This is a genomic window from Microbacterium enclense (assembly GCF_004022425.1).
GTDB classification, from domain to species: domain Bacteria; phylum Actinomycetota; class Actinomycetes; order Actinomycetales; family Microbacteriaceae; genus Microbacterium; species Microbacterium enclense_A.
This window is the reverse complement of record NZ_RBZY01000028.1, coordinates 1-20,492: the sequence shown is the minus strand read 5'-3', so window position 1 is coordinate 20,492 and position 20,492 is coordinate 1. Positions and strand designations below refer to the sequence as shown.

Sequence of the window (20,492 nt, the reverse complement as noted above, 5' to 3'; positions counted from 1 at the left end):
GCAGCCGATATCCAGTAGGCCGCAGTCTCCGCCACCGTTAGACGCCACGCGTCAGCTCTCCCTCCACGCGATGTAGCCCGAAAGGTCAGGGAGCTGCGAGATGCGCAGCGGCTGAGCATTGTCAGCGTTGATCTTCCAATCGCCCTGCCACCAAGTCAGATCGAAAACGACTGAGCCATTCACGGCTTGGCCGTCGGTCGAGCCACGGAAAGCTACATCGACGCGCGCTGAGTCCCCGTCGTATGACAGCAGGCGAAAGCCGGCGATCGAGGCGCGCACGTCCGAGCTCGATGATCCAACCTCGGATAGGAGCTGGCTGCGATAGGTGCCGCTGGTTAGCGCGTACTCAGCGAGTGTGCTGCGCGTATTGACGTCACCGAGGAGCCCGACTGTCATGTTCGCGGCAGCGAATACCGAGCCTTCCGGGCTGCGCTGGAAGCAATACCGGTAGCCCTGAGGGGCGGTTGCCCCGGGGCCGTACGTGGCCGACTCCGGGTATGCATAGACGTCCTGGTAAGCCCAGGTCGCAGCGGGTGCCGTCGTCACGGTGCCGGAAAGCACCTGGCCTTCCAGGCCGCAGACGCTAGCGCCGCCCGTGCCCCCGGACGCAGTCGGGGACGGAGCGGTGCTGGTCGTGGCGCTGGACGACGGATCAGGGGCCGGCGGAGCCGCGTCAGGCTCACGGTTCAGGTTGAGAACCGTAAGGAAGATGCCGGCAACTATTAGTGCGGCCACTACGACCGCCCCGATGATGAAACCCGGGCGTGCGAAGGGGCTTTGCTGGGTGTCGTCGTCTTCAGCCATGGCGCTTCCTTAAGCCCCGGCGAGGATGCCGATTAGGGCGGCACCGCCGCCGATGATGATCGCGCCGGCCATCGGCCAGATGACCTTGGGGAGGGCGTCGTGGCCCTCGCCGCGGCGGAAGCTGACGGCGATGAGGATTCCGCCGACGATGATCGCGCCGCCGACGACGACGTAGCCGATCCATTTCAGCCACGCCAGGATCGTGGTCACGCCTTCGGTGCCGGGAGGCTGCTGCGGCGCGGGGTTGGGGATGACGCCGGTCAGGTTCACGGTGGCGTCGACCGCGGTGTGGAACACATCAATCACGAAGATGTCTTGCCTTTCAGTTGACGGTGCTCGAGGCACCTATTCCAATAACTGCGCTGAGCTCGTCAAAAACTCGTTGAACGTCGCGCGGGATAGGGACGTTGGTTGGTTCTTCAAACCGCCAGGCGTCGACCCATGGCACGGTCCAGGTGCGGGGGCCGCCGCCAGCGGCGACGGTGAGACGGTCGCGTAGCGCGCGGGGCATGCGCCCAGGTGCATCCGCCATTACGACCAAGCCCAAGACGTTGGAGGGGGTGAGCCCGGCGCCCCACTCCCGGAGCGCGTTCTGGGCAGCGCGTAGCCCGGCAGCGTTCGATCGTGCGACCAGCACGACGGGTGTTTGATTGCCGCTGGTACTACGCGGCCAAGCGTGACCGGCGGCTGCGGATCGCTCTGGGCTCAGAGCCGCAAGCGTCGACTCACCTGCGCCGCCATGCACACCAAGCCACCACACTGCAGGTGTCGCGCTCTGGTCGCGAACAGGCAGACGGTCGACCTGGTCGGGCGCGGGAACGCCACGCTGCGGTGCAACCGGCCCGGAAGTCGGCGGCGCAGCCAGGACGGGTGGCTGAGCAACGGCACTTGGCGTGGTTGGTCTAGACAGCCAGGGATTGGCTCGTTCGCTCATCGTGACCCCCGTGAACTAGCGAATGTGGCCATTGCCACGCTAATGCGCCATAGGAAGAGCTACGAAGAATGCGACGTTAGAAACATTTAATGTTCGTCCGCGCACCGGCCCGTATCCTTGCCTGAGGGGGCACGAAGGGATACCGCCGTGACCGACGCGATCGACCAACTATTCGAATCAGACCCGCCGACCATCGGGCCAACCGAGGTTGCTGCTCGACTCAACACGACAACGCGCACCGTCTACACCTGGCTGAGAGACGGAATCATCCCCGGCTACAAGGTCGGCACGTCATGGTTCGTGATCGTCAACGAGTTGAAGGACACCCTGCGGGCGGGCGCCAACAAGCCACGCGGCGACGGCCCCGCAGTTGTCATCAACCCGGAGGTGTCAGAAAGCGAGTGAGTGTGAGGAAGAGCCGGGTCGCCCTCGTCGTGGCCACTGTCGTCATCCTCGCCGGGTGTAGCGGTACCGCCAGCACTCCCGAGCCCGAGGCGACGTATATGGATGTGTCGTCCGGCCCGGTCTTCCCTGGCACCTCGTCGATGACTCCTGCCCCGAGCGGTGTCATCGACGAGGACTCCGGCGAAACGCATGGCCCGCGTCCGGTGCCCGTATGGGACGACGCATCGCGCCAAAGCGCAATCGCCGCCGCCGATACCGTCATGCGCGCCTACGCTCGCCCCGATCTTGGCTTCGACGAATGGTGGGCGCAGCTCCAACCACTTCTCGATCAGAAAGCCACCGCCGACTACGCCTACATGGACCCATCACGCATCATCGCGTCAAGCGTCACGGGTTCTGGTGTCATCACGGACGAGTCGAGCGGCTACGTCGCCTACGTCGACGTTCCCACCAACGCTGGCACCTACAGCCTCATTCTCAGCCGTGCTGACGCTGACAGCCCGTGGCTGGCAAGCCGCTTCGTCGTTCCCGAGGGCGTGAACTAGCGTGGGCGGGCCCAAGAGGGGTGGGGCCTACGCCATCGCAGCAGCACCGGTGCTGGTCATCGGCCTCCTGCTCGGCTTCGTCGTCATCGGCGTCGATGACTGCGCACCGGCCTCCGCCGCTGGCCCCGGATCGAGCCTTTCCATTGCCCTCGACTCGGTTCCCCGGACGGAGATTGCCGGTTACGGCCACGAGCAGCTCGTGAATGCCGCGAACGTGATCCAGGCCGGCAAAGACCTCGGCCTGAACGCTCGCGACCAGACCATCGGTGTCATGACGGCGATGGGCGAATCGAGCCTGCGCAACATCGACTATGGCGACTGGGAGACCGGCGGCGTCACCAATCCCGACGGCACCCGCACGACTTCAATTGGCCTGTTTCAGCAGCAGGACGGGTGGGGGACCAGCGAGGAGCGGCTGGACCCCTACATTGCGTCGACGAAGTTCTTCCAGGTGATGATCCAGAAGGTTCCTGACCGGGAATCGCTGGAACCGACCATCGTCGCCCACCGCACACAGGTCAACGCCGACCCGTACCACTATGAGCGTTTCTGGGACGGCGCCGTTCAGATTGTCGAGGGACTGACCGGCGTCGACACCGGCCTCAACCCCAGCGACAGCAGCGCCAGCGGCGGCACCTGCGATCCGCTCACCCCCGGCATCCCCAACGCACAGGGCTGGTCGCTCCCATCGAAGGGAGCCGTCACCAGCCCCTACGGCATGCGCATCCACCCGATCACGGGGGAGCGGCGCCTACACGCCGGGACCGACCTCGGCCCCGGTTGCGAGGCCCCCATCTGGGCCGCGCAATCCGGCACCGTCACCTTCCGCGGATTCGACGCCGGCGGAAACGGCGTGATCGCAGTCGATCACGGCAGCGGCATCACCACCCGCTACCTCCACATGTATGACTCCGGAATGCTCGTAAGCGTTGGAGACGAAGTGGCCGCAGGTCAACAGATCGCCCGGGTCGGCAGCAGCGGATCCTCCACCGCCTGCCACCTGCACTTCGAGGTGCTCGTCAACGGCGAGAATGTCGACCCGGCCCCCTTCATGACCGCCGTCGGAATCACCCTGGGGCAATAACCGAGGAGACCCGAATGAACAGCACAAAAACCAACCACGCAACCGAACGGCACCACACACGAGCCGACGCCAGTGACTACCGCGTGCAGGCATGGCCGCGACTCAAAGCTGTCGTGAACCCCGACGGCACAGGAACACTGATCGTCAACGGCACCCATCACCCGTGCAAAGCTGCCAGCGTCGACGCGCTGCGAACCGGCATGACAGCCCGAGCAGTCACCTACGCACGCACACTCCGCAGACCCGTCCGGATGGACGTCACGGACGGTCCCGACGCCTACCGCCTCGCCATCCGCCCCGAGGGATACGTCCAGCTGCTGAGCGACACCGGCACCATCAACCTCCACGAAAACCTCCTCGTCAGCGAAGGGCCCTGCCGCCGATGCGGACACGCACAGCCGGTCACCTTGGAGACATGCAGCGCCTGCGATGTGCGCGAGCCGTTCAGTGTCAAGGCGCCTACAGGAGCCGAACGGCAAGCCAGCCCGGAGCGCGAAACAGTCACAGAAGTCGACGCCCTGGCCGCGGTCGGGGGCGCGAGCACGGCAAATGCCCACGAACACCTGGCATCTGGGGCGAGCACTGATACGGCGACGTTGCGGACGGCGACGCTTCTGCTCGCTTTCGATGCGAAGCGCAGCATGCGGGTGCCCGGACGAGTCGTTCTAGGACGAAACCCCGACCCCATTGACGGGCGTCACCCGGTCGCCGCGGTGAGCCCCGGACGCGAGCTTTCTCGCACGCACGCCACAATCGACGTCGACGAGATGAGCCGCATCTGCGTCACCGATCTGGGAACACTCAACGGCGTAACGATCCTCGACGCCTCACCGCGACAACTCATCGCCGGCGAACCGACTCTCATCGACAGTGGAACGCGACTCCTTTTCGGGGACGTCGAGTGCACCATCACGCTCGCATTCGAAGAACGGCCCTGACCCGTCTCGAAGAACCGGGCGACGCCGGGGGAGGGGCTATGACACCGCGGCCTGGTAAGCCTCAACGATGGTCGCGGCCACGCGACCGCGATCGCTGACGGTGTGTCCGTTCGCTCGCGCCCATTCGCGTACCGCGTTCAAATCGACGTCACGGCGGGGTCCAGAAGTGCGACCGCCACGGGCGCTGTTCCCAGAGTGAGTCACGCGAGCGGCACTCACGTACGGGGCGAACGCGTCGAGAAGTTTGCTCGCATTGTCCTTGGAAAGGTCAATTTCGTACGCCCTCCCGTCGACTGAGAATGACACGGTCTTTCCGGCACCGTCTTCCAAAACGGAACCGTCGAGGTCGTCGATCAAATGCGTGACGTGCTTTGTGGCCATGCGCCCATTCTCCCACGCCAGCCAACTGCGAGTGGGGAGTAGGGCGGTGACAGAGCTGTTTTACATCCGCCGCTTTGCGGAAGGTGGGCCAGACCTCGCCGCAATAGTCCAACGCGCGATTGGACTACCACCCTCATCGACCAGCTCGAGTATGTAGCCCACACCGTGGGACGTCGTGGCGGCGCTACTGCTCCAAGGAGGGCCAGTCGCTGGTGAGAAACGCTTCAATTGCGCGGTGACGGAAGGTGTACACCTTTCCGCGCCCGATAATCCCGCGGACCCGGTCGAGGCGTTGGGAGGTGGTGCCGGCGTCGGTGGGTTTGGCAAAACCTGCCTTCGCCGCAATCTGTCCTTGGCTACGCTCCCACGGAGGCAACTCGGCCATCGCGCTGAGGAACTCCCGTTCACGTGGGGGTAGGCGCTCGAGGATCCGTTCGACGTGAGAAGTTGCTTCCTGCTCCGCCTGACCCCAACCGGCGAGAACTTCCGGTCGTGTGATCACGTCCCCCGATCCCGCGTACCACGCACGCTGCCCCGCGAGTTGGAACAGGAACGGTTCGCCACGGCAGACATCGACGATGGTCTCCGCGGCATCCGGCGCCAACCTCACGGCGACGATGGATCCATCCTCGGACGGCGTCTCCCATCCGGTGACCACGAGCGGCCGCAGAGCGCTACGCAGGTCATCGTCATTGATGGGCTCCAACGTCGTGGTGGCGAACCGGCGCGCGAAGGTCGCGCCCTTGCGCGACCCTGATCTGTCGTCGAACTCGGGTAGGCCCGTCAGATAAACGGCAATGGGGAGGGACCGGGTTATGGTCCCCACCGCCGGCACAGTAACGTCCACCTCCCGGGTAATCGCGTCGCCTAACGCAATCAACACCTGCGACAACAGCTTCTCGTCGGTGATGTTCTGCACCTCGTCGACATGGATGAGGACGACTTGGTTCTGCCGGATCGCAGCGTGACCAATTTCCACCAGCAACTCCGTTAGGGCCGTGTGAGGCTCCACCCCTTCACGATCGCGCAGACCCAGTGATACCCCGCTTGCGGCGACCGTCTGGACCCGCTCGAGCAAACTCGAGATCCGGTTCTCACGGGCGGCGGGAAGTCCTGCTCTATCCGCCAGCTTCAACACCTCGGCAGCGATTCGCTTCAGCGGATCGGTACCCAGAGCGAGACGAATCTGCGGGGTAACCCAGTCGCCCGCTCGCTCCGCCTGCATCGCGATCCGCCGAACTAGCGACGACTTTCCCAGCCCCGGCTCTCCCAGCACGGTTCGACCGCGCTCAAATAGGCCCGCCTGAAGACGCGGGCGCAGCACATCCCGCCAATCACTGAGCTGCTCTGTACGCCCAGCCCAGATCTCGGGAACCACATCGGACCCTGGCTGGAATGGATTGTGGACCGCTGTACGCATGTTGGTAAATTTAACACGACCGTTAGAATTGTCCGAGACCCTCCAGGCGCGGCGGAGGAGGCGGCAGTCGGTGGCGCCATAGTCGCGTCTCTGGGAGAACAAAATTCAGATCTGACTGAGCAAGCCCGCCGCCGCAAATCGCTCGAACGTGTGGAGACCCCGCCTGCCGTGTAGGACACGTAGGTTCCTGTTACAGCATGCGCCCTCATGGGCGGCGTCAAACACTTCAGGGTGACACTGAGGAGCGCCTCTGTTTGACTGGAGCCCCGCTGGCTAGAAGTCAACCGGCCCGTGGGGTCGTAGGCGTCGTGGAGTGCACGCCTTACGTTCGCTGGCCACCACAGCAGTAGGTAGGTTCGTTCTGTGGCGCACATCGACAACCTCGTGGATCGGATTGCTGATCCGGCCCTCCGTTCCCAGATCGCCGATGAGATCGCCAAGCTTGTCGAGCGTAAAGACTTCGGACTGGTCTTTCAGCGTCACCAGCCCGAAGACGTCGAGACTCCTGGGGTCAAGCCGCGCCGCGGCGATCGAGCGCGTTTGAGGGGTGACACGACCAAGAAGGACTACCTGGTCCGAAGTACCCGGGCCGGGCGCGCGTCACTGTTGCCCTTGGACTCAGGTCGTCAGGTCGTTTCTGGGGCTGTCCCCGAGGAGCGAGAGTTCGATGAGCTCGTCGTCGTGAAGGACTTTGACTATCCGATCTACCCGGGCCTCCAGCTGGTCAACGAGCTGCGCTGTGGAGGCGACAAGCCTTCTCATATCGTAATCAACGGCGAGAACTACTATGTGCTCGAGACGCTGCTGTATACGCACGTTGGCAAAGTAGATGTGATCTACATTGACCCGCCCTACAACACTGGCTCCGACGACTGGCAGTACAACGACCGTTACGTGGACCGCCGTGATGATTTTGCCCACTCGAAGTGGTTGTCGTTTATGGAGCGGCGCCTGCATCACGCACGCCGTCTCCTAAAAAGCACAGGTGTCATATTCGTCTCGATTAGCGACCATGAACAGGCATATCTTAAGCTTCTCATGGAGCAAATTTTTGGGCCATCAAACTTTGTCGACACGATTGTGGTTGAGATGTCTACGACCTCCGGCCCGAAAGTGACGAACGCTCAGCAGGGAACTATTGTGAAGAATGTTGAGTTCGTGCACATTTTCCGCAGATCGGCTGACTTCGACCTAGTCCGACACTCCCCGTTATATGACAGCACTCCGCAGTGGGACACGCACTATACGCAATGGCTCGGCGATGACGGCCAGCTGCTCAGCTTCGCCGAGGTGATGCTCGAGGACAACGAAGTCGGCGCGGACATTCGGAGGTTCGGCCTTCTTGAAGTGAGCGGCCGCAGCGCAGGAAAGTTCAATATTGGGGCGAGCATGGACAAGTTGCTCGCGGTTTCCGACGCGGCCAATCGGTTCGTCTCCTCTAACCTCGATCGAATCGCACGTCTCGACAACCTTCCCGCTTCGTGCCGAGGGATGGAGGCGCCGGTCGACGGATGGGTTGAGGTTCAGGCGGATCACCGAACCTACCTACTTACGAAACTGCGCACAGGCACGCTGAACCAGGTCTATTCACTCCGGCGCAATTACCGCATGTCGGACGACTATCGCCCCAAATTTGGGCGGACCGTGATCCGCGGCGACCTCTGGAAAGGCTTCTACCAAGACATGGGTAACGTCTCGAAGGAAGGCGGCGTTGCGTTCACGAACGGGAAGAAACCGGTCCGGCTTATGAGCCAGCTCATCAAGTGGGCCAACAACGCCCCCGACACCATAATTTTGGACTTTTTCGGGGGCTCCGGCAGCACCTCCCACGCCGTTATGGAGATGAACGCCGCAGACGGCGGGCGACGTCAGTCAATCACCGTGACGAACAACGAGCTCGGCCGGGCGGCTAGTGACGCGTTGAGGTTCGCTGGTCGCTTCCCGGGCGACCCGGAGTGGGAGGTCGGGGGTGTATTTGAGAAGATCACGCGACCCCGTCTTGAAACCGTCGTGACCGGCCTCCGGGCCGATGGCAAGCGCGTTTCGGATGGATTGGCAGAGAACGTGTCGTTCTACAAGCTGACTTACGAGGACGAGAACCAGGTTGCGTTGGACCGTCGCTTCCATGCGATCGCTCCGCTGCTTTGGATGAAATCTGGTGCTCGAGGCGCGGTAGTGCACCGCGGTGACGACGCCTGGGCTCTGCCAGAGGACGCCACGTACGGAGTTCTGTTCGACGTCGCGGCCGCGCACAATTTTGCCGATGCGGTGACGGCTCGCGAGGGCAATATCCAGCACGTGTACGTCGTCACGGACGCTGAGAGCGCGTTTCAGGCGGCGGTCCAGTATCTCCCCCCGAGTCTTCGATTTTCCACAACCCGCCTGTATTCCGACTATCTACATTCTTTCGAGATCAATGGTAAGGGCTGATCGTGACAATTACCCTTACCGACTTTCAGCAGGGTGCCGCCACGCAACTGATCGCGCACATTAAGGACGCGCAAGAAAATTATGCCTTCAAGGGCGACCTAATCTCCGCGATCGTTCTGGAGGCTGCTACTGGGGCCGGTAAGACCGTGATCGCCACCTCCGTCATCGAACAGCTGATGTTCGGGTCCGACACGACCGATCCGGTTCCGGGTACAACGGTCCTTTGGGTCACGAACGACCCCAGCTTGAATGCGCAAACAGCCCGTAAGATGCAGGATGCTTCTAAGCGGATCAACGATATTCGTTTGCTGGGGCAGGGGGCTGCGTTCAATCAGGAAATCTTTGAGCCGGGGGTCATCTATTTCCTGAACACACAGGCGGCGTCCGCCTCCGCCCGCATCACGCGAAAGGGGGATGGCCAGGATTGGACAATTTGGCAAACAATTGAGAATACAATAGACCAACTCGGGGCAAGCTTTCTCGTGATCGTGGACGAAGCGCACTATGGCGTTACCGACAAAGCCGGCAGCACCCCCACGATCATCAATAAGATTCTTAACGGTGATCCTGGAATGGATTCGACTACTGCGCCGCGAAAACCCGTTCCCGTTTTCATTGGCATCTCAGCGACGGCCGAACGCTTGAACAAAGCCCTCGAACAACAGAATCGGCGCAGATACAATGTTTCAGTCCCGATCGAAGATGTCCGCCGGTCGGGGCTCGTGAAAGATCGGATCACGCTCGCCCCTGCTGCGGTCGCAGGCGAAGTTGTTGCCGATACCACGTTCATCCGGCTCGGCGTAGACAAGACACTTGAGTACGAGCGCCGATGGACGGAATACGCCGCCTCGCAGGGCGAGCCTGCGGTAACCCCGGCGATGGTAATCCAACTGCCTGACGAGCGTTCCGAGGATGACTCATTCAAGACGCTACTACGCAGCGTGGTCGACAGCGTCCTGCAGCAATGGCCCGGGTTGATCGCTCTTCAAATTGTGCACACGTTCGGCGAGCATGCGCCCATCGATCTTGGGGGCGGCCGTGCTATCCGGTACATGGCCCCGCAAGACATTCAGGACGCCACCGAGGTCAGAGTCGTCCTAGCCAAAAACGCAATTACGACGGGCTGGGACTGCCCACGCGCTGAGGTACTGGTAAGCCTGCGGGCCTCAGTCGATTACACGCCTATTGCGCAGCTCATTGGACGCATCGTGCGACAGCCGATGGCTCGGCGAATTGCCCTGGACGAGACCCTGAACAATGTTCATGCCTACTTGCCGCGCTTCGATCGCAAGAGTGTGATGTCGGTCGTCGATCAGTTCTCGGGAGGAGACGCGGCCGCCTCTGCTGCAGTCGTCCGTCTCGAGCTTGTGTATCAAGCTCCCAACGCGATGCAGCCTGCGCTGCAGGCGCTCTCCGCTTTACCGTCGTACTCCGTGCCATCCCAGATCTCCTCGTCTGAGACCAAGCGGTTGCACACCCTCGCGACCTACCTCGAGAATGATGGTCTGCTGCCGGGGGCAGTCGCAAATGCCACTGGGTTCCTCAACGGCGTCCTTGACTTGGAAGCGGCCAAACTAAGTGCAACCGGCGAGCTCGACGAGCGCCGCGATGCCGTCTCCAACGCATCCGTCTTCGAGTTACAAGTGTCGCTCGATGGCTCGGTGATCGACGGCGAACGGATTCTCGCGGGAACGCGTATGGACGCCAAGAACATCGACGACGTCTTCCGCCGCGCTTCCCGGGCGCTCAAGGATGGCACTGCCGAGAGTTACTGGGCGTATTTGGTGGGGAAGGATCCCGATGAGGATCCTATTGAGGCCAAGATCACCGTCGCCGCTCTCGGTCTATCTTCACAGGTAGTGGGAAACGTAGAAGCCGCTGCTGCTTCGATGAACTCAGATTGGCTCAGGTCCCATGCCAAGGAGATATCCTTCGAGCCCGAGTCGGCCCGCGCCCGATATGTGAGACTGCAGTCCGAGGCGCGCGACCCTCAACCGGTACCGAGGATCGAGGTTGGAGGCACTGTCGTCGACGCTATTTTGCAGACCGCGAGCAGTGACCTCAGCGACGAGCAGTTGCGCGCGACCATTGCCGCCGACACTGAGAATCGCTGGCCTAGACATATCTACCAAGCCGCCGCAGACGGCATGTATTGGAAGAAGCCGCAGGACTCCGACGGCTTGGAGCGTATGGTGCTCGAATCAGAACTCGCGAATCGTCTGATGGTGGCCTGGTACCGCAACCCGGTCGGCGGTGACCGTGCCCTGTGCATCCCCTATCAAGTGAAGGGATCCCGAAAATGGTCCCGGCTGTTCCCCGACTTTATCTTCTTTCACGACACCCCGGATGGCCTCAAACCGTCTATCGTCGACCCTCACGGCATCCACCTCACCGACTGGATTGACAAGCTGGGTGGTTATCTTGCCTATGCCGAGGAGCACGCGGTCGAGTTCCGCGGAATCGCACCACTTACGAAGGTGCAGGGTAAGGCAATGTTCCTGCCCGTCCATGACGACCATGTCCGTGCCAAGATTCGTACAGCGATTCAGGCGGGGAAATCCATCGAGGAGATTTTCATCGCGCACGGCATCGCGTACTGACCTGCACGATGGAGTGTCGCGCCCTCGTTTGAGAGTCAGAAGATTGCTCGGGTCGTGATGGAGGTGCCGTTCCGCCCGAGTAGACGACGCCAGCTACGCAAGTAAACTGACATAACGTTGATTATCGGCGTTTGCTCGATACCGTCTTGCCGCAGAAACTGCCGGGTGTGAGCGGTCCTCACGGTGAGACGCCACCGCGCATGTGGGTACGCATGAGTATCGACCAGACTACGTTCTCCCGCACTCGGCAGTCCTACGAGCTCGTGCGGATCATCACGGTCAACGAGCCGGTGTCCGTGCTGCGCGTTACCGTCCGGGTAGACGCCTATGCCGAGCAGTCGCGCGCCCTCGTCGAGCGGTTCAACGGAACGCGCTGGACCGAGGTGGTGACGCGACCCGGCTCTGCTTCTCACGGCGCGATGCCGTCTTACGCCTCACGTGATGACGACACCTGCCGGCGTGCCGCCCGCGAGATCGCCGAGCCGCTCATCGACTTCGCCGCCCGGACCATCGCGAAGGTGCACGGCGTCTGACCGCGGCGCTCCCGACGCTTGCCGGTGGTCGCTTCTCCCCCTCCGTTCGGTGTCATGGTGTACCGGCACTCGCCTATTGGGGTGGTAGACATGGTCGACATACACGCGCATACTTGAGTGGTAGACATGGTACACATGGAGGAACGGTGACTACTCTCGCACCCGAAGACCCGCAGCGGCGACAGGAAGAGCAGGCCGCGAACCTGCTGAAGGACCTGTTCGGCAGCAAGATCGACGCGCTCGTGCGCGGCGGCGTGAAGGTCAGCGTCATCACCAAGCCCGAGACCGTCATCCAGGACATCGTCGACCGCCTCGGTGTGACGAAGAGCCCCTGGGCAGACATCGTCGGGCCCTGCTACACCAGCGGCAGCCTCCAGCGCGAGCTCGGCGTCGAACGCGGCGCGGTTTCTCGTGCCGTGAAGGAGTTTCGCGCACTCCGGCTCCCGACCGCCGATGGCCGCAACCTCTACCCCGCCTTCCAGGTCCGCAACCGACAGCTCGTGCCGGGCTTGAAAGAGGTGCTCACCGTGTTGCAGTCCGGCATCGACGACCCCTGGACGTGGGCGCAGTGGCTCAACACTCCCCTGGCGGACGAGAACGGCGAGGACCAGCCGCGCGCCATCGACCTCCTCGCCAACGGGGATCTGGAGACCGTGCTCGTCGAGGCGCGCCACGACGCAGCGGCCTGGGCCGCGTGACCGCCTCGCAGAGCGCCCCGCCGGCCGGGGTAGTCCTCAGCGCGTTTCCGGAGGCCACCTTGGCCGCGGGCGCTCCGATGTACCGCTCCCACGGAACAGCGCACGGAGCCTGGTACTACGACAATGGCGTGGAGGGGCGGTTTAACCTGCACGGCGCCCGTGGGACCTGCTGCACCGCACTGAGCGTGGACACGGCGGTGCGAGAGAGGATCCGTGGTCGAGTGTCGCGGAAAGGCGTGGTGTCGCGCGCCCTCGCTGACTCCTTCGTTGTCTCCGTCGTCAGCGCGCCCACCGAACACCGATGCGCTGCGGTGAACGACGTCGCCGCAGCCAAGCACGGCATCGTGCGCGAGCTGACGACCATGTCGGACTACTCGATCCCGCAAGCGTGGGCGCAGGCGTTCGAGGACGCAGGCTACGGCGGCGTCCTCTACGGCTCGGCATTCACCACGGGAAGCCCCGACGCCTACGCGCTCTTCGGCGACGCCGGCGCACCGAGCGCACATGCCGGGCACACCGCGACTCGCCACCTGAGCGGCGAAGATGCGTGCCGGGCGCTCGGCTGGACCGTCGCGAACACCCCCGTCACCGGAGGTATGAACATCGTCTGACGGGGTGCGGCCCGACACTCGCTGCGGCGCCGCCATACCGGCGTTCGGATGGGTGCGAGCTGGTATCGGCGGTTATTTGGTGAGGTTCGACCCGACGTTGAAGGTTGGAAGCTGCTCCCCTGTCGCGGCATACTGAGTTGACAAAGTTGACACCCCCGCTCCAGCGTACGGGTTGACGCAGTTGACGGGGAGGGTTCGGTGTCGAGCGACCAAGACGAACACCAACGGGAGAACGCGGCCACCGACGAGCTCCTCGAGGCTGTACGCGCCCGGCTCGAGCGCCTCATTCGCGACGGGGCGAAGGTCAGCGCGCTGGGCTCCCCCGACACCGTAGCCGCCGACATCGTCGCCCGCCTCGGCCTCGTCAAGAATCCATGGGCGGACATTGTCGGCCCGTGCTATTCGAGCGGTGGGCTTCAGAAAGAGCTCGGCGTCGGGCGCGCAGCCCTCTCCAAAGCCGTCCGTGAGCGCCGCGCCCTCCGCCTCGACACTTCCGACCAGCGCACGCTCTACCCCGCCTTCCAGGTGCGCAACGGCGCGCTGGTGCCGGGTCTGAGCGAGGTATTGCCCATCCTCGGGGTGGGCGTCGACGACCCGTGGACATGGGCGCAGTGGCTCAACACGCCCCTCCACGGCGGGGATGGAGTGGAGCGGCGACACATCGACCGCCTCGCCGCTGGAGAAGTCGCCGGCGTTGTGGCGGCCGCGAGGCGTGACGCCGCGTCGTGGGGCGCGTAAGCGGCGGACGGAACTGGGCGCAACGCGGGCGCGCCCGGCCGGCGGCGGCGCTAACGCAACGCGGGCGGAGTGCGAGAGGGTGACAGGAGCGCCCCCGCTCCCCCGGCGGGCTGCGCCTGCGGATTTCGGCGCCAATGGTCCCCTCGTGGCAATGCCGCGACCCCCGGCGTATGGCCCTCAAGCGGGCAGATTTCCTAGGCACCTACGTTTCGACACGCCGAACGGCAATCGTAGGTACCTAAGAAATCACGGGGCATGCTTGGACACATGGGACGACCAAGCAAAGGCGAACGTGACCAGATCACGGCGAAGCCCGCTAAGCCACTTGGCATGGTCATTCGCGCGAACGCGGACCTGCTGCACATGAGCTACGGCGACTACCTCGTTCATCTCGCGGCGCACCAGCTCGGTATGCCCGAGCTTGCACCCCAGCCCGGAGTGACCGGCGACATGCTCGAAGAGCTGCTCGTCGAATCATTCCCCCAAGTCGATCAGGTCGCGCCGGTGTCGCCGCTCGCCCTGGTACGCCCATCCTCGAGGGAGCTGCCGACGCAGACGCAGATCGCCAGCTAACGAAAAGGAGCCCCGTCCGACGACGGGGCCCCTCGATGTAGTTCGCCAGACCTTAGCGACCAAACCAGAGTCTGGAACCCACCCGAGCTTCCTCAGGAGGTGCTCTCATGCTAACCGAAACCCCGCGCGGCGGGGTGGATTCGCGTACCAACGTCGGCGTGTCACGCGAACATCCCCTCAGCATGGCCCGGTCGAGCATCGCCCCCGGCCCCTCACAGGCGACTCCGGCGGATCGAGGCCACATGCCTCTCCCCCACCGCGCTACGGCGTGCACCCAGACCAGTCTCACCAATGGGGCCCGTACTTTCGGCTCGGCGTCCCGCCGGCCGTCCCCCACCGTGATGGAAGGAGCTCGTCATGTGACGCGCCCGTAAATGACATCAGGCCCTCCGCGCTATTGGCGTAGCGCGTGGGCCTGGAGTAAGAGCTTCACTCACTCCAACCGAAGGTTTGGCGACTGGGAGTCGGAGAGAGCAGGTATTCGATTGCAACCCCTTGGCGAGGGGCGTTTGTCGTACCTCCGAGGAGGTGATGTCGCCATGGTAACCCCCATCCGGGGGCGCGCACGAGTATTGACGCTCGTCGACCCCACCGGCGTGTCGCCCTACTCTCTTGACGAGGTGTGGGCGATTACCCGCCGCCTCTCCCCCAGGGATGACGTCCGCGCGGCTGCCCGAGCCGCCAGCGGCGAGGTACTCAACGCCTACGACAAGCTCTGGCCCCTCAACGAGGCGCCGCCATCGACGACGTGGGCGATGTTCCTGGCCGACGATGACCTCCGCTTCCGTTACCTCTGCTTCGACTTCGATGCATCCGTCGGGGACGCCGCGAGCGATGCAGACCGTTTCGCGTACTGGCTCGAGCAGCTCAACGTCCCCCATCTGCTGTGCCTGTCCGGTCCTACCGGCGGACGTCACGTCTGGGTCCACCTCGACGTGCCCGCTGACGCTGACGCCGTCCGCGACATCGCCTACCTGACCAGGAGCCTGTTCCCCTCTCTTGACCTCGCGCCGCTGACGAACCCCAAAGCCGGCTGCGTCCGCCCGCCTTACGCTCCCCACCGCGCCGGTGGGCACTCGGCGCCGGTGGGTGACCTGGCTGCGATCACCGACCACGCGGCCGACGAAGACGTCCCCGGCCAGCTGCATGCGCTGCTTGTCGACCTCGGCGCGGAATTGCCCGCCCCGTCCACCGAGGACCTGCACAACGTCGTCCGTGATGATGCCGGAAGGCCCCGGATCCGCGGCCGCCGTCGGCCCCTGTCGATGGCCATGGACCTGGTGCTGCACAGCGAAGCCGGTCCCGACGCGTCGCACACGCTGGTGCGGATCCTCGCGGCCGCCGCACATGCCCGCTGGAGCTATCAGGACCTCCGCGAGCAGGTGCACAGTTCCCCGGGCCTCGAACACGCCCGCACGCGGCGCGTCGGTGCCACACGCCAGCGGCGGAGCGAACACCAGATCGATAAGGTGCTGACCGCTGCATGGGAGTACGCCGTCCGCTTCGTAGCCGCTCACCCACTCAGCGCTTCGGGCGACGACGAGGATTACCGCCAGCGCACCGCGAGCGTTGCCGCCGCCGTGCAACGCGCCCTCACACGCGCTGACGCCCTCCCCGGTATCTGGGCGACACACAACAGTCGGGTCGAAGGCTCCCACGCGCAGCGCGTCGTCCTGGACGCCATCTGCCTGTACATGCTGCAGAGCTCCCAGCACACCGTTGAAGCCGACGTACGCCGGCTCAGCGCCGACACCGGCTACGGGCGCACCACCGTCTCCCGTGCCCTCCGCGCGCTTACTGGGGAAGACGGCGCAGGCGGCTGGCTCGCCGTCGTGACGGAGGCCGAAGGAGTGCACGCAAAGCGCTACCGACTCGACTCTCGGTTTTCCACAGAGGAGTCAGGAGGAGAGCGGACACAAGCGCATATGCGCGCCATCGCCAACGCCCTCCCACTCTCCCAAGCCCTCATCAGAGAGATCAGCACCCGGCTGGAACTGTTCGCACACGACGTCTTCACCGCACCCCGCAGCATGGGCAGGAACGCGGGATTGATCTACAAGCACACGCCGGCAGGGGGCAGCGCCACCTTCGCCGAGCTCGTCCGTCGAACAGGGCTGGACCCCGACGTCGTCCGACGCCGCGTCGACGATTTGAGCGCATCGGGTCTCATCGAGAGGACCCCTGGAGGTTGGCGACGCCTCTCCCCCACCGCTCGTGACTTCGTCGCCCGCGGACGCGGTGTTGACGGCTACCTGGAGCAGCGCGGCGCCAGATACGACGAGGAACGCCTTGTGTGGGCATGGTGGCTTGCTGAGATCACCTGGATGGAACGACGCGCGAAACACCGGAGAGGGAAGAAGTCCTACTCAAATGAGTCCGACCGGCCCGACTATGCTGCGTACCCCCGAGGGCCCACCAAGCGACGAGACCACAGGAAGGCTCGTGATTTGGTCCGTGCCGGCTACCTCGAGCGGGGACTAGCCCTGGCGGCCTGATACGACGAAGGACCGGTTGGAGTCGTGGCGGCGGTGGATTTTTGCCGTGCTGCAGATTCCATGGTGGGCTCGATTGGCAGAGCCGAGTCGAGGCCTCAGGCCGCCCCTCGAACGTCTCAGGCGCTGCGATGGTCTGGGATGCGGCGAGGTCGGTCCTGAGCGCAAGGTAGGAGTTCTCGCCGAGGCCCGGACGCAGGGCCGTGCACGTCAGTCCTGGGCGGGGAGGTAGGTGTCGAGTGCAACGATGACCAGGAATGTGCGCGAAGGCGCTGCGAACTCCTCGACCAGTCCGTCGAGCACCTCAAGACCGCCGGCGCTCATCCGGATTGTCCGCCGTTCGGTCTCCTCGTCGCGCGAGATTCGCTGCCGTGTCGGCTTTGCGAACAGTGACACCCGAGCCGGCTCGTCATGACGACCGAGCTTCTTGTCGATCAGCTCCTGAAGCCGGGGGTAGGCCACCTCGACGGCCGTCATCACGGTCAGCACAAAGCTCATCTTTGTCTGCGTGTGATGAGCGTTGAGACGGGCGTTCAGAGACTTCGGCAGCTCAAGGGCGAGACCCTTCACCGACTCCCCCGCCACGCTGTCCGGAGTCGTCGACGGCCTAGCCGGCGCGCGGCGCGGCTCCGCTGGCGCCGGGCGCCGACGGGACACCTGCTTCTGTGCCGGTGTCGCCTCGTTGCCAGCTGCTTCGTCCGTCGCAACAGCCGAAGGCTCGGCGGGTTGCGTAAGCTCGACAGCGGGCGCCGAGCTATCCGGTTGGGCTTCTGTGACAGGCGGCTCAACCAAGTCCTCAACTGCCACGAGGTGCGCCTGCGCGGTGACATCCTGCGCACGCTTCGCAGAGTTTTTCAACCGCGCGGTCAGATCCATTTTTGCCATCAGTTGACCTTCGCTTCCTCGTACCACTGCGCCGTGAGCTCGAGCGCGACCGCCGTGTAATCGAAGATCGCGTTCTGGTTCGCTCGGGTATCCGTGTACTGGGTGACAACCTTGCCCTCCATCGGCATGTCCTCCACCGTCGACGACAGACGGATGTGGTGGTTGAACCGCGGTACACCGATGCGGTCGGCGACGAACTCTCCCTCGTCGATGGCCTGCTTCCACCCGTCCAGACGCTTCTGTCCGCGGCGGGTGTCGACCTTGTTCAGCAGGAGCTTGTAAGGCACTCCCCTAGGGATGACGAACTCGTTCAACGTCCGAGTTATCGCCGGGAAGTCCAGTGTGGACGTGGTGATCGGGAGGATAGCGAAGTCAGCCAGGTCGAGCACGGCGCCCAGGACATCCTCGTCCCTCAGCGAGCCGGGGGTATCGACGATGATCGCGTCGTACTCGTTCAGGCTCTTCAGGTGACGGAGTGCCTCGGGGTCCGTCGACGGCGAGGTGTCGAACGGGAGCTCGTTTTCAACGTCGTCCGCCGTCTCCGCCCAGAACATCGTCGAACCCTGCGGGTCCACATCCATGACGAGGATCTTGCTGTGCTTCGACATGGCGGCGGCGAGATTCATCGACACCGACGTCTTGCCGATGCCGCCCTTCTGCCCGCACACTGCGATGACCTTCACGAGATCACTCCCCTGCTGTTCTGTAACTGTTACGCCTGCAATGCGAAACACATGCGTTGGGTCAACAGCGCATCCGCCTATGTGTCGTGGCGGTGTTAGCTAACCCGAACGCCAACGTAGTGGCACAAGAAGATGAGCACGTCTGCGACACGCCGCTGCTGCGATGTTTGGTGTACGTAACAGTTACGACACATCAGTATTAGACGCACATAACCTATCTCTGTACGAAATACATAAACATCGACCATAAATAACTGTTGCCGAAGCGTTGCTCTGCTCCAGCGCAACCTGGACATTGAAGTGATGCATAGGTCTTGTTTCTTGAACACAACGCAAACCCAACAGTTGGACAAGACATATTTAACATAAGCGTCTGGTCGACGTTATTGTGACGCCTGTGTTGGCGCCAATAAACGTCCATGTAGCCGCGATGTTACGCAACAGTTATGCAACTGTCGCTGATCATTGAAACCCGCTCGCCGGCATTGGGAAAGCGGTGGTGAACAAGCTACTAGCGCCATATCGAGCCGCCCTCGGCGCCCTTCGCGACTTGGCCTGATCGACTCCAGGACGCTCTACGACATCGGAGCCAGCTGGACGGAGCTGGACATCACGTTGCGGGTGGAGGGGGAGTGGAAGGGACGGTACATGCCGATCGATCTCGGCCTCGACCTCCACCACGACTTGAAGAGCTGGTCGCCACCTAGACCGGCGGACTACGCCGTCGCGCACGCGAGTACGTGACGGAAGGACTCGGCTACAGCATGGCCCCGGTCGTCGTCGTGGACGATGACGATCACTGGTGCGACATGCGCCCCGACAAGGAAGGTGCCCCAGATGACGTCCGCGGCCGTGAAGATGTCCAACGGCACCACGCTTCTCGCAGCGACGGGCACGTTCGCGCGACGCGACGGTGCCAGACAGATCGAAGCACCCGACATGAGCGGCCTACGCGCCGCCGTTCCCGAGGGTTGGACACTCCTGCACGTTCGATCCGTGTGACCTACTTCCGGTTACTCGTCGACGGACCGGTCTGCTTGACGTACTCCGACCAGGTGCATTCGACCGCAAGCTTCATCGCGTCCTCGGGAAAGTAGCCGATCAGTTGCCGCTGAGCCGGGTCATCGTGGAACGTCACCGAGCGCAGCAGCTTCCGCCCATGCACCTCCACGAGTCGCACGATCGCGATCCGCTTGCTTCTGTCGAAGATGAACCACACGCCCTTCTCTGGGGAGCGCTGCAGCTGCGACATCGGAGACCAAACCTGTACCACGCGCCGCCCCTCATGTCTCGTCGACGGTCATGACCCGTTGATGCCGCCGCCGGGCACGTTCGCGGAGATGATGACGCGGTGCAGACGCTCCGTGGCCGTCTTGAGCGACGTCGCCCAGCCGAGCACCTCGCCGCCGGCTACTTCTACCCGGTAACGTGGCCCGTCATCCGTGCGGCGCAGCTCGATCGTTCCCGCTACCTGATCGCGGGCATCCAGCATTACCCAACGAGCCGGCGAGGTCTCGCGCGCAAGGAGTTGGGGATGCCAACGCGGGCCGTCATCACGCATGGTCGCCAGTATCGAACATATGTTCTATTCGACGCAAGTTGTCGCAATGGGTCGGACACCCTAGCCGTAGCCACCGCCGCGCCCATGGACGGGGCAATTCGTTCCGCCGCGGGTGTGGTCGTTGATAGGTGGGTGGCCCACTCCGATGGACGCGCGCAGGGGGATGAATAGGAGTGT

21 protein-coding genes are annotated in these 20,492 nt (G+C 63.6%); 12 read left to right on the top strand and 9 right to left on the bottom strand.

Features of this window, described 5'->3' with window-relative positions; all coding sequences use genetic code 11:
* Positions 1–51 precede the first annotated feature (51 nt).
* The 3 genes from D8Y23_RS09055 to D8Y23_RS17275 are packed head-to-tail and all read right to left on the bottom strand — an operon-like array spanning position 52 to position 1,738.
* Positions 52–804 carry a hypothetical protein gene (locus D8Y23_RS09055; protein WP_128217825.1) on the bottom strand — a complete coding sequence of 251 codons (753 nt, stop codon included), beginning with the start codon at positions 802–804 and terminating at the stop codon, positions 52–54.
* A gap of 9 nt (positions 805–813) precedes the next feature.
* Positions 814–1,110, bottom strand: a complete 297-nt coding sequence (locus tag D8Y23_RS09050; protein WP_240663848.1) for a hypothetical protein — start codon at positions 1,108–1,110, stop codon at positions 814–816.
* Between the two features lie 16 nt (positions 1,111–1,126).
* Positions 1,127–1,738: a DUF6668 family protein gene (locus D8Y23_RS17275; protein WP_342672112.1), complete on the bottom strand. Its 612-nt coding sequence runs from the start codon at positions 1,736–1,738 to the stop codon at positions 1,127–1,129.
* Between the two features lie 147 nt (positions 1,739–1,885).
* On the opposite strand from D8Y23_RS17275, the gene D8Y23_RS09045 reads away from it, so the two are divergent.
* The 4 genes from D8Y23_RS09045 (at position 1,886) to D8Y23_RS09030 (ending at position 4,710) form a co-directional block, all read left to right on the top strand.
* A complete protein-coding gene (locus D8Y23_RS09045) occupies positions 1,886–2,143 on the top strand; it encodes a helix-turn-helix domain-containing protein (protein ID WP_128217824.1) in 258 nt (85 codons plus the stop codon).
* A 98-nt stretch (positions 2,144–2,241) separates the two neighbouring features.
* The gene (locus D8Y23_RS09040; RefSeq protein WP_164878187.1) at positions 2,242–2,688 is read left to right on the top strand and encodes a hypothetical protein; all 447 of its coding nucleotides are present in this window, start codon (positions 2,242–2,244) and stop codon (positions 2,686–2,688) included.
* Positions 2,689–2,737: 49 nt separating this feature from the next.
* A complete protein-coding gene (locus D8Y23_RS09035; RefSeq protein ID WP_240663847.1) occupies positions 2,738–3,772 on the top strand; it encodes a M23 family metallopeptidase in 1,035 nt (344 codons plus the stop codon).
* Positions 3,773–3,786: 14 nt separating this feature from the next.
* Positions 3,787–4,710 (top strand): FHA domain-containing protein, encoded by a 924-nt coding sequence (locus D8Y23_RS09030; RefSeq protein WP_128217821.1) that lies wholly within the window; start codon positions 3,787–3,789, stop codon positions 4,708–4,710.
* A 36-nt stretch (positions 4,711–4,746) separates the two neighbouring features.
* Here the strand turns inward: D8Y23_RS09030 and D8Y23_RS09025 are convergent, their stop codons facing one another.
* A complete protein-coding gene (locus D8Y23_RS09025) occupies positions 4,747–5,091 on the bottom strand; it encodes a histone-like nucleoid-structuring protein Lsr2 (protein ID WP_128217820.1) in 345 nt (114 codons plus the stop codon).
* A gap of 184 nt (positions 5,092–5,275) precedes the next feature.
* Positions 5,276–6,469 carry an ATP-binding protein gene (locus D8Y23_RS09020; RefSeq protein WP_240663846.1) on the bottom strand — a complete coding sequence of 398 codons (1,194 nt, stop codon included), beginning with the start codon at positions 6,467–6,469 and terminating at the stop codon, positions 5,276–5,278.
* A 405-nt stretch (positions 6,470–6,874) separates the two neighbouring features.
* On the opposite strand from D8Y23_RS09020, the gene D8Y23_RS09015 reads away from it, so the two are divergent.
* From D8Y23_RS09015 to D8Y23_RS08980, 8 genes are all read left to right on the top strand, one after another.
* The gene (locus D8Y23_RS09015; RefSeq protein ID WP_128217818.1) at positions 6,875–8,941 is read left to right on the top strand and encodes a site-specific DNA-methyltransferase; all 2,067 of its coding nucleotides are present in this window, start codon (positions 6,875–6,877) and stop codon (positions 8,939–8,941) included.
* 2 nt (positions 8,942–8,943) lie between these two features.
* Positions 8,944–11,541 carry a DEAD/DEAH box helicase gene (locus D8Y23_RS09010; RefSeq protein WP_164878186.1) on the top strand — a complete coding sequence of 866 codons (2,598 nt, stop codon included), beginning with the start codon at positions 8,944–8,946 and terminating at the stop codon, positions 11,539–11,541.
* 212 nt (positions 11,542–11,753) lie between these two features.
* The gene (locus D8Y23_RS09005) at positions 11,754–12,074 is read left to right on the top strand and encodes a hypothetical protein (RefSeq protein ID WP_128217816.1); all 321 of its coding nucleotides are present in this window, start codon (positions 11,754–11,756) and stop codon (positions 12,072–12,074) included.
* Positions 12,075–12,220: 146 nt separating this feature from the next.
* Positions 12,221–12,772: a hypothetical protein gene (locus D8Y23_RS09000; RefSeq protein ID WP_108317194.1), complete on the top strand. Its 552-nt coding sequence runs from the start codon at positions 12,221–12,223 to the stop codon at positions 12,770–12,772.
* Positions 12,773–12,849: 77 nt separating this feature from the next.
* Complete coding sequence (locus tag D8Y23_RS08995) at positions 12,850–13,383, top strand: RES family NAD+ phosphorylase (protein ID WP_240663852.1); 534 nt, start codon at positions 12,850–12,852, stop codon at positions 13,381–13,383.
* Between the two features lie 198 nt (positions 13,384–13,581).
* Positions 13,582–14,121: a hypothetical protein gene (locus D8Y23_RS08990; RefSeq protein WP_108317196.1), complete on the top strand. Its 540-nt coding sequence runs from the start codon at positions 13,582–13,584 to the stop codon at positions 14,119–14,121.
* Positions 14,122–14,451: 330 nt separating this feature from the next.
* Positions 14,452–14,694, top strand: coding sequence for a hypothetical protein (locus D8Y23_RS08985; protein ID WP_108317197.1), 243 nt, complete (start codon positions 14,452–14,454; stop codon positions 14,692–14,694).
* A gap of 539 nt (positions 14,695–15,233) precedes the next feature.
* Positions 15,234–17,189: a MarR family transcriptional regulator gene (locus D8Y23_RS08980; RefSeq protein ID WP_128217815.1), complete on the top strand. Its 1,956-nt coding sequence runs from the start codon at positions 15,234–15,236 to the stop codon at positions 17,187–17,189.
* Positions 17,190–17,396: 207 nt separating this feature from the next.
* On the opposite strand, the gene D8Y23_RS08975 is transcribed toward D8Y23_RS08980, so the two are convergent.
* The 4 genes from D8Y23_RS08975 to D8Y23_RS08955 form a co-directional block, all read right to left on the bottom strand.
* Complete coding sequence (locus tag D8Y23_RS08975; RefSeq protein WP_128217814.1) at positions 17,397–18,071, bottom strand: hypothetical protein; 675 nt, start codon at positions 18,069–18,071, stop codon at positions 17,397–17,399.
* Complete coding sequence (locus D8Y23_RS08970; protein WP_108317200.1) at positions 18,071–18,754, bottom strand: ParA family protein; 684 nt, start codon at positions 18,752–18,754, stop codon at positions 18,071–18,073. The genes D8Y23_RS08975 and D8Y23_RS08970 overlap by 1 nt, the downstream gene beginning before the upstream one ends.
* 1,003 nt (positions 18,755–19,757) lie before the next feature.
* Complete coding sequence (locus D8Y23_RS08960) at positions 19,758–20,006, bottom strand: hypothetical protein (protein WP_128217813.1); 249 nt, start codon at positions 20,004–20,006, stop codon at positions 19,758–19,760.
* Between the two features lie 48 nt (positions 20,007–20,054).
* The gene (locus D8Y23_RS08955; RefSeq protein WP_108317201.1) at positions 20,055–20,315 is read right to left on the bottom strand and encodes a hypothetical protein; all 261 of its coding nucleotides are present in this window, start codon (positions 20,313–20,315) and stop codon (positions 20,055–20,057) included.
* Positions 20,316–20,492 lie beyond the last annotated feature (177 nt).